The organism is Streptomyces sp. NPDC001219 (assembly GCF_053597915.1).
The window spans coordinates 1-13,561 of sequence record NZ_JBSFJF010000122.1; the positions used below are offsets into that span (position 1 = coordinate 1).

Consider the following 13,561-nt stretch of genomic DNA (forward strand, 5'->3'; position numbering starts at 1 on the left):
CCGCTACGAGAAGACCGCAACCATCTACCTGGCCGGACTCCACATCGCAGGCATCTTCCTCTGGTCAGCCAGATGATCCAAACGAAACTGCCTAGCGCCGAGGGGCAACCGTCACCTCAACCCGCTGGAATTCCTTCAGCTCCGAGTAGCCGGTGGTCGCCATCGCCCTCCGCAGGGCACCGAAGAAGTTCATCGAACCATCGGGGGTCGTGGACGGCCCCAACAGCACCTCCTCCGTCGTGCCGACCGCCCCGAGGTCCATCCGCTTGCCGCGCGGCACGTCCTCGTGGACCGCCTCCATGCCCCAGTGGTGGCCGCGGCCCGGCGCGTCGGTGGCGCGGGCGAGCGGGGAGCCCATCATCACGGCGTCGGCGCCGCAGGCGATCGCCTTGGGGAGGTCGCCGGACCAGCCCACGCCGCCGTCGGCGATGACGTGGACGTAGCGGCCGCCGGACTCGTCCATGTAGTCGCGGCGCGCGGCGGAGACATCGGCGATCGCGGTCGCCATCGGGACCTGGATGCCGAGGACGTTCCGCGTGGTGTGCGCGGCGCCGCCGCCGAAGCCCACCAGCACACCGGCCGCGCCGGTCCGCATCAGGTGCAGCGCCGCGGTGTACGTGGCGCAGCCGCCGACGATGACCGGGACGTCCAGCTCGTAGATGAACTGCTTGAGGTTCAGCGGCTCGGCCGCGGAGGAGACGTGCTCGGCGGAGACAGTGGTGCCGCGGATCACGAAGATATCCACGCCCGCGTCCACGACGGCCTTGGAGAACTGCGCCGTACGCTGCGGCGACAGCGCGGCGGCGGTCACCACACCGGCGTCCCGCACCTCCTTGATGCGCTGCCCGATCAGCTCTTCCTTGATCGGCGCGGCGTAGATCTCCTGCAGCCGCTTGGTGGCCGTGGCACCGTCCAGCTCCGCGATCTCCGCGAGCAGCGGCTCCGGGTCCTCGTACCGGGTCCAGAGACCCTCCAGGTTGAGGACGCCCAGGCCGCCCAGCTCGCCGATACGGATCGCGGTCTGCGGTGAGACCACGGAGTCCATGGGAGCGGCCAGGAACGGCAGCTCGAAGCGGTAGGCGTCGATCTGCCAGGCGATCGAGACCTCCTTCGGGTCGCGGGTGCGGCGACTGGGTACGACGGCGATGTCGTCGAATGCGTATGCCCGGCGGCCGCGCTTGCCGCGCCCGATCTCGATCTCAGTCACGTGTGTGGCCTTTCCCTCTACGTCTGCCGTTCCAGTATCCCCGACACACCGAAGCCCGCGGCCGGGGAGGCCGCGGGCTTCACGGTAGGGCCGTGGTAGCGCCGTGGGGAGGGGCGCGCCGCGCCCCTCCGTCAGCGACGAGAGTAGTTGGGCGCCTCGGTGACCATCTGGACGTCGTGCGGGTGGCTCTCCTTCAGGCCCGCGGCGGTGATCCGGACGAAGCTGCCCTTCTCCTTGAGCTCGGGGATGTCGGCGGAGCCGACGTAGCCCATGGAGGCGCGCAGGCCGCCGACGAGCTGGTGGGCGACCGAGGCGAGCGGGCCACGGTAGGGCACCTGGCCCTCGATGCCCTCGGGGACCAGCTTGTCCTCGGAGAGCACGTTGTCCTGGAAGTAGCGGTCCTTGGAGAAGGACCGGCCCTGGCCGCGGGACTGCATCGCGCCCAGCGACCCCATGCCGCGGTACGACTTGAACTGCTTGCCGTTGATGAAGACCATCTCGCCGGGCGACTCCTCGCAGCCGGCCAGCAGCGAGCCCAGCATGACGGTGTCCGCGCCGGCCGCGATGGCCTTGGCGATGTCGCCGGAGAACTGCAGGCCGCCGTCACCGATCAGCGGGACGCCCGCGGCGTTCGCGGCCCTGGCCGCCTCGTAGATCGCGGTGACCTGCGGCACGCCGACACCGGCGACGACCCGGGTGGTGCAGATGGAGCCGGGGCCGACGCCGACCTTGATACCGTCCGCGCCCGCGTCGATCAGCGCCTGGGCGCCGTCGCGGGTGGCGACGTTGCCGCCGACGACATCGACGGTGATGTTGGACTTGACCTTGGCGATCATGTCGAGGATGCCGCGGCTGTGGCCGTGCGCGCTGTCGATGACGAGGAAGTCGGCACCGGCCTCGACCAGCGCCTGCGCCCGGTCGTACGCCGCGTCGCCGACGCCCACCGCGGCACCGACGACCAGCCGGCCCTCGGCGTCCTTGGCGGCGTTGGGGTACTTCTCCGCCTTGACGAAGTCCTTGACGGTGATCAGGCCCTTGAGCACGCCCGCGTCGTCGACCAGCGGAAGCTTCTCGATCTTGTGGCGGCGCAGCAGCTCGACGGCGTCCTCGCCGGAGATGCCGACCTTGCCGGTGACCAGCGGCATCGGCGTCATGACCTCGCGGACCTGACGGCTGCGGTCCATCTCGAAGGCCATGTCGCGGTTGGTCACGATGCCCAGCAGCTTGCCCGCGCCGTCGGTGACCGGCACCCCGCTGATGCGGAACTTGGCACACAGCGCGTCGGCGTCGGCGAGCGAGGCGTCGGGGCGGACCGTGATCGGGTCGGTGACCATGCCGGACTCGGAGCGCTTGACCAGATCGACCTGGTTGGCCTGGTCCTCGATCGACAGGTTGCGGTGGAGCACGCCCGCGCCGCCCTGCCGTGCCATGGCGATGGCCATCCGGGCCTCGGTGACCTTGTCCATGGCCGCGGACAGCAGCGGGATGTTCACCGTGACGTTGCGCGAGACCCGGGACGCGGTGCTCACCGCGTTCGGCAGCACCTCCGACGCACCGGGCAGCAGCAGTACGTCGTCGTATGTCAGCCCGAGCATGGCGAATTTGGCGGGCATACCGTCGACGTTGTCACTCATGACACCTTCCCCAATGCTCTTGCCTCAGCGCGGACTCCCATGCTAACGGCCTAATGAGGTGTCCCATTCCACGAGCGATGAGGGCCTCATCACTTGTGCATTTCTACGGCGATCACCAGCCGTTCCGCACCGGGAACCACTACTGCTCGGCCAGCGCCCGCAGCCTGCTCAGCGCACGGTGCTGGGCCACCCGCACCGCACCGGGCGACATCCCCAGCATCTGCCCGGTCTCCTCCGCCGTCAGCCCGACGGCGACCCGCAGAAGCACCAGCTCGCGCTGGTTCTCCGGAAGGTTCGCCAGCAGCTTCTTGGCCCACTCGGCGTCGCTGCTCAGCAGCGCCCGCTCCTCGGGGCCGAGGGAGTTGTCCGGCTGCTCGGGCATCTCGTCGGACGGCACGGCCGTGCTGCCCGGATGCCGCATCGCGGCCCGCTGCAGATCGGCGACCTTGTGGCCGGCGATGGCGAAGACGAAGGCCTCGAAGGGTTTGCCGGTGTCGCGGTAACGCGGCAGCGCACAGAGCACCGCGACACACACTTCCTGCGCGAGATCCTCGACGAAGTGCCGGGCGTCACCCGGCAGCCGTGACAGCCGGGTGCGGCAGTACCGCAGGGCGAGGGGATGCACATGGGCCAGAAGGTCGTGGGTGGCCCGCTGGTCACCCTCGACGGCGCGTGCGACGAGTTCGCCGATTTCCTGCTTCCCGTCGTCACGCATCGGACCATGGTGCCTTGGCGCCGCGCGCTCCGCGGCATCAGGTCCGCACTTGTGCACCGAAGCGTTATGAGCGGCAGGTGCGCCGGCTGTTGTCATGTCCTGCGCCCTCCCCTCATGTCCGACCGGCCCGTCCCCGAGGAACTCCATACCTCCAAGGATGCGGCACCGCGCGGCGAATCGGACCGCCGTCGTACGCCGACGGCTGCGGGGCGCCATGTCACCCCGCCCGCCACAGGGCGGGCGGGGATCTTCACTCCCCCGCGTCGCTGCACGTCACAACGCCTTAGCGGACCAGTCCCCAGCGGAAGCCCAGGGCCACCGCATGCGCGCGGTCCGAGGCGCCGAGTTTCTTGAAGAGGCGCCGGGCGTGCGTCTTGACCGTGTCCTCGGAGAGAAACAACTCACGTCCGATCTCGGCGTTCGAGCGGCCGTGGCTCATGCCCTCCAGCACCTGGATCTCGCGCGCGGTCAGCGTCGGCGCGGCACCCATCTCGGCGGACCGCAGCCGGCGCGGGGCGAGCCGCCACGTCGGATCGGCGAGCGCCTGGGTCACCGTCGCCCGCAGCTCGGCGCGCGAGGCGTCCTTGTGCAGATAGCCGCGGGCACCGGCGGCGACCGCGAGCGCGACACCGTCCAGGTCCTCGGCCACCGTGAGCATGATGATCCGGGCGCCGGGGTCGGCGGACAGCAGCCGGCGCACGGTCTCGACACCGCCGAGACCGGGCATCCGTACGTCCATCAAAATCAGATCCGAACGATCGGCACCCCAGCGGCGGAGGACTTCCTCGCCGTTGGCCGCGGTCGTCACACGCTCGACGCCGGGCACGGTCGCAACCGCCCGACGGAGCGCCTCTCGGGCAAGCGGGGAGTCGTCGCAGACGAGGACGGATGTCATGACCGCCCTCCGCAGCTGATGCGCGTCACCTTGAGCCTCCAGGCTGGTACGTATCGTCACCTGTGCGATTGACGGCCTCGGACATTTGCCCGTGGCCTACCTCTGCCAACCGCCTCCGCACTCTCAACGACGGTCACTCGAAAGAGTTACGGCTTCGGCGACCGAGTTCAGCACGCTCCGTGAGGAGCCGGATACGCAGACGACTCAATGGGCGACCGGCATCCGCGCGTGCACCCTATGCCCTATTTGGCTCTCTTTCTTCCATTTTCATGGTGACTATGACTAGATTCGCAATGAGTCATATTTACATCTACTTCGACAGTAGATGTACCGTCGTGAGCACCGAGCCCGAATCAGCATCGCTTCGAGGGGACAAGCAATGGCAGATTTCTCCCGCCTCCCGGGCCCGAACGCAGACCTCTGGGACTGGCAGCTGCTGGCTGCCTGCCGTGGCGTGGACAGCTCGCTGTTCTTCCATCCCGAAGGCGAGCGCGGAGCGGCCCGCAGCGCGCGTGAGACATCGGCGAAGGAGGTCTGCATGCGCTGCCCGGTACGGGCCGAGTGCGCGGCGCATGCGCTGGCCGTCCGCGAGCCCTACGGGGTGTGGGGCGGTCTGACGGAGGACGAGCGCGAGGAACTGATGGGCCGGGCCAGGCACCGGCTGGTCCCGGCCTCGTCCATGACCGGCCACGCGCACGTCTCCGGCTCCTGAGGCTCCGGGGGCGGACTGCTCCTGAAGAAACGTTCCTGCACGACGGTGCGGCCGCCCGTCCGCGGGACACGGGGTTTGCTGCGGCCGGTGCGGGGTTCGGTGCGGCCGGGTGACGAAGGGCTTGGCGAAGGACCGGGGCCGGCGGGGGCCGTCAGCGGCGGGCGGCGTCCACCAGCCGGTCGAGCGTCGCCTCGACGGCGGGGACCTGCGCCAGATCCGGCAGGGTGAGCGCGACGATCTCGCGGTGCACGGCAGGTTCGAGACGTACGGCCGTCGCGCCCTTGGGGCGCACCGACGCCAGTGTCAGCTCGGGCAGCGCGGCCACCCCCAGGCCGGCCCCGACCAGGCCGATGACCGCCGGATAGTCGTCCGTCGCGAAGTCGATACGCGGGGTGAAGCCCGCGCTCTCACAGACCTCCACGAGGTGCCTGCGGCAGCGGGGGCAGCCCGCGATCCAGGGTTCGTCGGCCAGCTCGGCGAAGCGCGCGACGCCCGCCGCGGCCAGTCGGTGGCCCTCCGGCACCAGCCCGACCAGCCGGTCCGCCAGGATCGGGCGCACCACCAGGTCGTCCCACTCCGCCCCGGCCGCCGGGTCCGCGCCGCGCACCTCGGGGTAGCGGAAGGCGAGCGCGATCTCGCAGTCGCCGTTGCGCAGCATCTCGATCGAGCGCGGCGGTTCGGCCTCGACCAGCGAGACCCGGGTGCCGGGATGGGCGGCGCGCATCGTCGCGAGGGCGGTCGGCACCAGCGTCGAGCTGCCGGAGGGGAACGACACCAGGCGCACCCGTCCCGCGCGCAGGCCCGCGATGGCGGCGATCTCCTCCTCGGCGGCGGTGAGCCCGGCCAGGATGCTGACGGCGTGCCGGACGAGCGCCTCGCCCGCCTGGGTCAGCCGCATCTCGCGGCCCGCGCGGACCAGCAGCGGGGTGCCGGCGGACTGTTCCAGCGCCTTCATCTGCTGGCTGACGGCCGGCTGGGTGCAGCCCAGTTCGCGTGCGGCGGCGGAGAACGAGCCGGTCCGGGCGACGGCGCGCAGCACACGGAGATGACGGGCCTCGATCATGCTTTGAGCATAAGCGGTTCTTGGGTCGATCGTGAAAAATCGCGTCGTTCCTTTTGGGAGGCATGCCGGGCGCGCCGCCATGGCACGCATGAGCTGGGGCGACGCCGACGAAGCCGGGCCCCGGAGCACGCCGCCCGACCGAGCAACGGAGCACCACATGAAACTGCTGAGCGTGAACCTGGGGCGGCCCACCGCCTCCCGGCACACCGACGCGGAGGGCGGTACGGGCATCGACAAACGGCCCGTGGACGGCCCGGTGGCGGTGGCCGCCCCCGGCCCCAAGGGCGTCGGCGGCAGCGGGCTGGCCGGTGACGCGGTGGTCGACCTGCGCCATCACGGCGGCGACGACCAGGCCGTCTACGCCTACGCCCGGGAGGACCTGGACGACTGGCAGCGGGAGCTGGGCCGCGAGCTGGCCAACGGGATCTTCGGCGAGAACCTCACCACGTCGGGCGTCGACGTCACCGGTGCGCGGATCGGCGAACGCTGGCGGGTCGGGCCGCGGCTGCTGCTGGAGGTGACCTGCCCGCGGATTCCCTGCCGGACCTTCCACGGGTGGCTCGGCGAGCGCGGCTGGATCAGGCGCTTCACCCAGGCCGCGGTGCCCGGCGCGTATCTGCGGGTGATCGAGCCGGGCGAGATCCGCGCCGGGGACGCCGTCGAGGTGGTGCACCGCCCGGAGCACGAGGTGACGGTCGGGATGATGTTCCTGGCCCTGACCACCCGGCGGGAGCTGCTGCCGCGGCTGCTGGAGGCGGGTGCGGCCCTTCCGGAGGAGGCGCGGCGGAAGGCGGTGAAGTACGCGGAGCGGGCCGGGGGTTGAGCCCGTCCGCCGGGTGCCGGGCGGTGTGCGCCGGGAGCGGGAGCGGAGGACGCGCCTCCGGTGGGCGGTGGGGCGGCCGCGCCACCGGGGGTTGGGACGCGGGCGCCGTGCCCCGGGCGGATAGCGTGCCCGTATGACGACTGCATTGATCACGGGAGCGACGGCGGGCATCGGGGCGGCGTTCGCCCGGCGGCTCGCGAGCGACGGCCACAGCGTGGTGCTGGTGGCCCGCGACGAGAAGCGACTGCACGAGCAGGCCACCGAGTTGCACGACCGGCACGGCATCGAGGCGGAGGTGCTGAGCGCCGACCTGGCCACCGAGGAGGGCATCGCGGCCGTCGAGGCCCGGCTCTCGGACACCAAGCACCCGGTGGACCTGCTGGTGAACAACGCCGGCTTCGGCAACAAGGGCGAGTACCTCGACGTCCCGATGGCCGACGAGCTGACGATGCTGAAGGTGCACTGCGAGGCGGTGCTGCGGCTGACCACGGCCGCGGTGCGCGGGATGCGGGACCGGCGGCGGGGCGCGGTGGTCAACGTGGCGTCCGTGGCGGCGTTCGTACCGCGGGGCACCTACGGCGCGAGCAAGGCGTGGGTCGTCCAGTTCACCCAGGGCGCGGCGCGCGATCTGGCGGGCAGCGGCGTGCGGTTGATGGCGCTGTGCCCGGGGTTCGTCCGCACCGAGTTCCACCAGCGCGCCGGGATGGGGACGGACAACATCCCCGGGTGGATGTGGCTGGACGCGGACAAGCTGGTCGACGCCGCGATGAAGGACCTGACGCGGGGCAAGTCGCTGTCCATTCCGGACCCGCGGTACAAGGCGCTCATGGGCGCCGTGAAGCTGGCGCCCCGGGGCGTGCTGAGCGGTCTGACGTCCCGCACCGGCCGGAAGTACGGGCCGCGCTGACGCCGGGTCACCCCACCCGTTGCCGAGGGCGGGGCGGTGGTGGTGCGATGGCCGTGGCCATGCCGTCGCCGTGGCGCGACGGGGCGGGCGGGGCGCGACGACCGCGTGCCCCGCAGCCCGCCCCGGCGGGCGCCACGGATGGCGGGCACCGGCGTCGACGGCAGCGGGCGACCGCGGAGGAGGACCGTTCAGCACGATGCACCCCACCTCTGACAGTCCCCCAGGACCTGCGGAAACGCCACCGTTCCGGCCCGGCCTGCTGCTGGCGATGGGCCCGGGCGTCGCCGGCCGGCTCCTCGGCGCCCGCCACCGCACCCGCCTCGCGGCCCTCGCCCGTACCGACCCGCGGCTGGTCGCCCACGAGCTGGCCGACCCCACCCCCGAGGTCGCCGCCGCCCTCGCCGGCGCCGAGGTGCTGCTCACCTGCTGGGGCGCCCCGCCCCTCACCGGCCGGGTGCTGGCCGCCGCGCCCCGGCTGCGGGCCGTCGTCCACGCCGCCGGCTCGGTCAAACACCACGTCACCGACGCCTGCTGGGACCGCGGGATCACCGTCACCTCGGCCGCCGACGCCAACGCCCTGCCGGTCGCCGAGTACACCCTCGCCGCGATCCTCTTCGCCAACAAGCGCGTCCTGCACGCCGCCCACCGCTACCGCGGCCTGCGCGCCCCCCACGACTGGTCCGGCGAACTCGCCGGGGCCGGCAACTACCGCCGCACCGTCGGCGTCATCGGCGCCTCCCGCATCGGCCGCCGGGTCATCGCGCTGCTGCGCCCGTTCGACCTGCGGGTCCTGCTGTACGACCCGTACGTGGACCGTGCCGAGGCGGCCCGGCTCGGCGTGGTGCCGGTCCCCCTCGACGCGCTCTGCGCCGACAGCGACATCGTGACCGTGCACGCCCCGCAGCTGCCCGCCACCCGTCATCTGCTCGGCGCCCGCGAGCTGGCCCTGATGCCGGACGGCGCCACCCTGGTCAACACCGCCCGCGGCTCACTGGTCGACGCGGCGGCCCTGCTCCCCGAGCTGGCCACCGGCCGGCTGCACGCCGTCCTCGACGTCACCGAGCCCGAACTCCCGCCCCCGGGATCGCCGTTGTACGACCTGCCGAACGTCCTGCTCACCCCGCATGTGGCGGGCTCGCTCGGCACCGAACTCCACCGCCTGGCCGACCACGCCCTCGACGAGCTGGAACGCTACGGCCGGGGCGAGCCGTTCCGTGCCCCCGTACGGCGGGAGGAGCTGCACCACTCGGCGTGAGCCGCGCCCCGGCGGCGGGGAACCCGGGCGCCCGGTCCCGCCGGAAAACCCGAGGACCCGGGCCCCGCCGCAGCGGGACCCGGGTCCTGGGTGAAGCAGACCGACGCGGCGCGTCAGCCGAGCCGACGGCTCAGGTCAGTGCGCGTGGCCGTGACCGTGACCGGCCTCCGGCTCCTCCTCGGCGGGCTTCTCGACGACCAGGGTCTCGGTCGTCAGCAGCAGCGAGGCGATCGACGCGGCGTTCTCCAGCGCGGAGCGGGTGACCTTGACCGGGTCGATGACGCCGGCCTTGACCAGGTCGCCGTACTCGCCGGTGGCGGCGTTGAAGCCGTTGCCCTTGTCCTGCTCGGCGACCTTCGCGGTGATGACGTAGCCCTCGAGGCCGGCGTTCTCCGCGATCCAGCGCAGCGGCTCGACGGCGGCGCGGCGGACGACGGCGACACCGGTGGCCTCGTCGCCCTCCTTGCCGAGGGAGCCCTCCAGCACCTTGGCGGCGTGGACCAGAGCGGAGCCACCACCGGAGACGATGCCCTCCTCGACCGCGGCGCGGGTCGCGGAGATGGCGTCCTCCAGACGGTGCTTCTTCTCCTTGAGCTCGACCTCGGTGGCCGCACCCACGCGGATGACGCAGACGCCACCGGCGAGCTTGGCGAGGCGCTCCTGGAGCTTCTCGCGGTCCCAGTCCGAGTCGGTGGACTCGATCTCGGCCTTGATCTGCGCGACGCGACCGGTGACGTCCTCGGACTTGCCGCCACCGTCGACGATGGTGGTGTCGTCCTTGGTGACGGTGACCCGGCGGGCGGTGCCGAGCACGTCCAGACCGGCCTGGTCGAGCTTGAGGCCGACCTCCTCGGCGATGACGGTGGCACCGGTGAGGGTGGCCATGTCGCCGAGCATCGCCTTGCGGCGGTCACCGAAGCCGGGGGCCTTGACGGCCACGGCGTTGAAGGTGCCACGGATCTTGTTCACGACCAGGGTCGACAGGGCCTCGCCCTCGACGTCCTCGGCGATGATCAGCAGCGGCTTGGAGGAACCGGCCTGGATGACCTTCTCCAGCAGCGGCAGCAGGTCCTGGATCGAGCCGATCTTGCCCTGGTGGATCAGGATGTACGGGTCCTCGAGGACGGCCTCCATACGCTCCTGGTCGGTGACCATGTACGGCGACAGGTAGCCCTTGTCGAAGGCCATGCCCTCGGTGAAGTCCAGCTCCAGACCGAAGGTGTTGGACTCCTCGACGGTGATGACACCGTCCTTGCCGACCTTGTCCATCGCCTCGGCGATCAGCTCGCCGACCTGCTTGTCCTGCGCGGACAGACCGGCCACGGCGGCGATGTCGGTCTTGTCGTCGATCGGACGGGCGGTCGCGAGGAGCTCCTCGGACACGGCCTTGACGGCGGCGTCGATGCCCTTCTTCAGGGCGGCGGGGGAGGCGCCGGCGGCCACGTTGCGCAGGCCCTCGCGGACCAGCGCCTGGGCCAGCACGGTGGCGGTGGTGGTGCCGTCACCCGCGATGTCGTTGGTCTTGGTCGCCACCTCCTTGACGAGCTGGGCGCCGAGGTTCTCGTACGGGTCGTCGACCTCGACCTCACGGGCGATGGTGACACCGTCGTTGGTGATGGTCGGCGCGCCGAACTTCTTGTCGATGACGACGTTGCGGCCCTTGGGGCCGATGGTCACCTTGACCGTGTCGGCAAGCTTGTTGACGCCGCGCTCAAGGGCGCGACGGGCGTCCTCGTCGAACTTCAGGATCTTCGCCATGGGTTGCTTCAAGTCCTCTCAATGCGATCCTCGGCCACGACGTGGGGACCGCTGTCGCTCAAACGGACTGCGCCCCTGCCCCGGTTGTTTAGACGCGGGAAACCAGGGGCGCAGATCACGGCAAAACCGGGTGACTTACTTCTCGACGATCGCGAGCACGTCGCGAGCCGAGAGAACGAGGTAGTCCTCGTTGTTGTACTTCACCTCGGTGCCGCCGTACTTGCTGTAGAGCACGACGTCGCCGACCTTCACGTCGAGCTCGACGCGCTTGCCGTCCTCGACCCGGCCCGGGCCCACGGCCAGGACAACGCCCTCCTGGGGCTTCTCCTTGGCGGTGTCCGGAATGACCAGGCCCGAAGCCGTGGTCTGCTCGGCGTCGAGCGGCTGGACCACAATGCGGTCCTCAAGCGGCTTGATGGCAACCTTGGAGCTGGTGGTCGTCACGATCCGACCTCCCCCTTCGGAGATCTCACGGGGTTAACTGTCTGAGGTGGCGACCAGGTCGATCCGTCGTCGCGGGTGCCGGACCTGCCCGTCGCTGTGTTGGCACTCCCCACTGGAGAGTGCCAACGCCGAGACTATGACGCGGTTAGCACTCGGTCAAGCGGAGTGCCAGCGCGGCGGGGAGTCTTCCCCCGCCACCGGTTGACCGGGCAAGAGGAGCCGCGGTTTCCCGGCCCGCCCACATTCGGCGATCATGGCCATCTACAGCGGGGGTAGGGCGGGTTACGAGACAACCATCGGGAAGATTCCCGGCGCATCGGACAAACCTCCCCCTGCTCTCGCAACCAGGCCACCGGCTGCCTCGTCTACCTCCCCGACTGCCGGGTGGACGAACCGGGCCCGTTCCCGGCCGGCCGGCGGCCTCGACGACCGATGGCGGAGGAAAACCCGTGCGTCCCACGACCAGAGTTCCCCGGAGGGCCAGGGTCCCGGAGAGCGATGTCGAACGCACCATGACGTTCGAGGCGCTGGCCCAGGCACCGGACCGGCGGAGGACCGAGGCACGGCTGCTCGCCCTCGTCGTCCTGATCGCGGTCTTCGGCCACGCCTACACCGGCCTGTCGATGGAGGGCCGGCTGTCCGCCGGACTGGCCGGCTTCGCCGCCGGCATGGTCCTCATGGCGCTGGTCCCGCATCTGGTCCTGCGCCGGTTCGCGCCCCGCGCCGATCCGCTGATCCTGCCGCTGGCGACCCTGCTGTCCGGCATAGGCCTGGTCCTGCTGCACCGCCTGGACCTCACCTACGCGAAGTCGCCACGGCTGAAGATCGCCGCGGCGGCCGACGGCCAGCTGGTGTGGACCGCGATCGGGGTGGCGGTCTGCGTCGTCATCCTGCTGGTGCTGCGCGACCACCGCATCCTGCAGCGCTACATCTATCTGACGATGGTGATCGCGCTGGTGCTGCTGATGGCACCGGCCTTCTTCGGCGCCGACATGTACGGCGCCAAGCGGTGGATTCTGCTGGGGCCGCTGTCCCTGCAGCCCGGCGAGTTCGTGAAGATCATGATCTCGGTGTTCTTCGCCGGCTACCTCACCGTCAACCGCGACGCGCTGGCGCTGGCCGGCCGCCGCGTCCTGGGCATGCAGCTGCCCCCCGGGCGCCAACTCGCGCCGATCTTCACGATCTGGGCGATCAGCCTGCTGGTGCTGATCTTCGAACGGGACCTGGGCACCTCGCTGATCTTCTTCGGCGTCTTCGTGATCATGCTCTACATGGCCACCGACCGCACCAGCTGGGTGGTCTGCGGTCTGCTGATGGCCACGGTCGGCGCGGCCGTCGTCGGCTCCCTCGAACCCCATGTCCACGGCCGGGTCACCGCCTGGCTGGACCCCATGCGGGCGTTCACCAAGGCCGGCCACGCGGAGCGCATGTCCGACCAGCTCGCCCAGGCGCTGCTCAGCTTCGGCAGCGGCGGCATCAGCGGCAGCGGCCTGGGCCAGGGCCACCCCGAGCTGATCGGCTTCGCCGGCAACAGCGACTTCATCCTCACCACCGTCGGCGAGGAGTTGGGGCTGGCCGGGGTGATGGCCGTGATCATGCTCTACGTCCTGCTGGCCCAGCGCGGCCTGCGGGTGGGGCTGAGCGCCCGCGACCCCTTCAGCAAACTCCTCGCGGTCGGCCTCTCCGGTGCGCTGCTGCTCCAGGTCTTCGTCGTCTCCGGCGGCGTCACCGGGCTCATCCCCCTCACCGGCAAGGCGCTCCCGTTCCTCGCCAAGGGGGGCTCCTCGTTGGTCGCCAATTGGGTCATGGTGGCCCTGCTCTTGCGGATCAGCGATCACGCGCAGCGGCGGCGTGAGCCGGTGTGAGGCCTTCCCACGTTTTCGGCTCTCCCGCCGTGGTGGCTTGTCCTCGTTACGGCTCCGCTGCGCGGGGCTTGGGTTGAGGTGATGTTTGCGGGTGGCCGCGCCGTTGCGCCGGTCCGCTGCGCTTTGCCTCGGCCGATGCTTGCGGGTGCCTCCGCCGTTGCGCCTGCGGCGGGCGGGTCCGCTGCGCGGGGCTGTCGGGGTGCGGTGACGGGCCTCCGCGGGTGGGGGTGCCGGGCCGGTCTCCAGCAGCAGATGGTCGGCCGCCGCGGTGTCCGTGACCAGG

The 13,561-nt window shown here is 71.1% G+C and carries 12 protein-coding genes; 5 read left to right on the forward strand and 7 right to left on the reverse strand.

Translation table 11 applies throughout. The features are described 5' to 3' along the window. Positions 1–91: 91 nt before the first annotated feature. The 4 genes from ACWC9R_RS36005 to ACWC9R_RS36020 all read right to left on the reverse strand — a co-directional run bounded on the left by ACWC9R_RS36005 (position 92) and on the right by ACWC9R_RS36020 (position 4,451). Complete coding sequence (locus ACWC9R_RS36005) at positions 92–1,207, reverse strand: GuaB3 family IMP dehydrogenase-related protein (RefSeq protein ID WP_450737995.1); 1,116 nt, start codon at positions 1,205–1,207, stop codon at positions 92–94. Between the two features lie 131 nt (positions 1,208–1,338). After that, positions 1,339–2,841 (reverse strand): IMP dehydrogenase, encoded by a 1,503-nt coding sequence (gene guaB, locus ACWC9R_RS36010; protein WP_362614288.1) that lies wholly within the window; start codon positions 2,839–2,841, stop codon positions 1,339–1,341. 139 nt (positions 2,842–2,980) lie between these two features. Next, entirely contained in the window at positions 2,981–3,556 is a 576-nt protein-coding gene (locus ACWC9R_RS36015) for a sigma-70 family RNA polymerase sigma factor (RefSeq protein ID WP_362614290.1), read from the reverse strand. A gap of 283 nt (positions 3,557–3,839) precedes the next feature. Beyond that, complete coding sequence (locus ACWC9R_RS36020) at positions 3,840–4,451, reverse strand: response regulator transcription factor (protein ID WP_003948568.1); 612 nt, start codon at positions 4,449–4,451, stop codon at positions 3,840–3,842. 379 nt (positions 4,452–4,830) lie between these two features. Between ACWC9R_RS36020 and ACWC9R_RS36025 the strand changes: the two genes are divergently transcribed. Then, positions 4,831–5,163, forward strand: a complete 333-nt coding sequence (locus ACWC9R_RS36025) for a WhiB family transcriptional regulator (RefSeq protein ID WP_362614293.1) — start codon at positions 4,831–4,833, stop codon at positions 5,161–5,163. A 151-nt stretch (positions 5,164–5,314) separates the two neighbouring features. Here the strand turns inward: ACWC9R_RS36025 and ACWC9R_RS36030 are convergent, their stop codons facing one another. Next, positions 5,315–6,226, reverse strand: a complete 912-nt coding sequence (locus ACWC9R_RS36030; protein WP_362614296.1) for a LysR family transcriptional regulator — start codon at positions 6,224–6,226, stop codon at positions 5,315–5,317. Positions 6,227–6,383: 157 nt separating this feature from the next. Here ACWC9R_RS36030 and ACWC9R_RS36035 point away from each other — a divergent pair, with 157 nt between their 5' ends. From ACWC9R_RS36035 to ACWC9R_RS36045, 3 genes are all read left to right on the forward strand, one after another. Further along, positions 6,384–7,049 (forward strand): MOSC domain-containing protein, encoded by a 666-nt coding sequence (locus ACWC9R_RS36035; RefSeq protein ID WP_450737997.1) that lies wholly within the window; start codon positions 6,384–6,386, stop codon positions 7,047–7,049. 133 nt (positions 7,050–7,182) lie between these two features. After that, entirely contained in the window at positions 7,183–7,956 is a 774-nt protein-coding gene (locus ACWC9R_RS36040) for an SDR family NAD(P)-dependent oxidoreductase (protein ID WP_450737998.1), read from the forward strand. 196 nt (positions 7,957–8,152) lie between these two features. Further along, positions 8,153–9,211 (forward strand): hydroxyacid dehydrogenase, encoded by a 1,059-nt coding sequence (locus ACWC9R_RS36045; protein ID WP_450738000.1) that lies wholly within the window; start codon positions 8,153–8,155, stop codon positions 9,209–9,211. A 135-nt stretch (positions 9,212–9,346) separates the two neighbouring features. Here the strand turns inward: ACWC9R_RS36045 and groL are convergent, their stop codons facing one another. Both groL and groES read right to left on the reverse strand, forming a co-directional pair. After that, positions 9,347–10,969, reverse strand: a complete 1,623-nt coding sequence (groL, locus tag ACWC9R_RS36050; protein ID WP_450738002.1) for a chaperonin GroEL — start codon at positions 10,967–10,969, stop codon at positions 9,347–9,349. A gap of 135 nt (positions 10,970–11,104) precedes the next feature. Next, the gene (gene groES, locus ACWC9R_RS36055; RefSeq protein ID WP_018090856.1) at positions 11,105–11,413 is read right to left on the reverse strand and encodes a co-chaperone GroES; all 309 of its coding nucleotides are present in this window, start codon (positions 11,411–11,413) and stop codon (positions 11,105–11,107) included. A 512-nt stretch (positions 11,414–11,925) separates the two neighbouring features. On the opposite strand from groES, the gene ACWC9R_RS36060 reads away from it, so the two are divergent. Beyond that, the gene (locus tag ACWC9R_RS36060; protein WP_450738004.1) at positions 11,926–13,278 is read left to right on the forward strand and encodes an FtsW/RodA/SpoVE family cell cycle protein; all 1,353 of its coding nucleotides are present in this window, start codon (positions 11,926–11,928) and stop codon (positions 13,276–13,278) included. Positions 13,279–13,561 lie beyond the last annotated feature (283 nt).

Excerpts from the sequence above, each read along its gene's own strand:
- ACWC9R_RS36035 (WP_450737997.1), top strand. The coding sequence starts at position 6,384 with ATGAAACTGCTGAGCGTGAACCTGGGGCGGCCCACCGCCTCCCGGCAC.
- ACWC9R_RS36020 (WP_003948568.1), bottom strand. The coding sequence starts at position 4,451 with ATGACATCCGTCCTCGTCTGCGACGACTCCCCGCTTGCCCGAGAGGCG.
- guaB (WP_362614288.1), bottom strand. The coding sequence starts at position 2,841 with ATGAGTGACAACGTCGACGGTATGCCCGCCAAATTCGCCATGCTCGGG.
- ACWC9R_RS36040 (WP_450737998.1), top strand. The coding sequence starts at position 7,183 with ATGACGACTGCATTGATCACGGGAGCGACGGCGGGCATCGGGGCGGCG.
- ACWC9R_RS36060 (WP_450738004.1), top strand. The coding sequence starts at position 11,926 with ATGACGTTCGAGGCGCTGGCCCAGGCACCGGACCGGCGGAGGACCGAG.
- groL (WP_450738002.1), bottom strand. The coding sequence starts at position 10,969 with ATGGCGAAGATCCTGAAGTTCGACGAGGACGCCCGTCGCGCCCTTGAG.
- ACWC9R_RS36025 (WP_362614293.1), top strand. The coding sequence starts at position 4,831 with ATGGCAGATTTCTCCCGCCTCCCGGGCCCGAACGCAGACCTCTGGGAC.
- ACWC9R_RS36015 (WP_362614290.1), bottom strand. The coding sequence starts at position 3,556 with ATGCGTGACGACGGGAAGCAGGAAATCGGCGAACTCGTCGCACGCGCC.
- ACWC9R_RS36030 (WP_362614296.1), bottom strand. The coding sequence starts at position 6,226 with ATGATCGAGGCCCGTCATCTCCGTGTGCTGCGCGCCGTCGCCCGGACC.
- ACWC9R_RS36045 (WP_450738000.1), top strand. The coding sequence starts at position 8,153 with ATGCACCCCACCTCTGACAGTCCCCCAGGACCTGCGGAAACGCCACCG.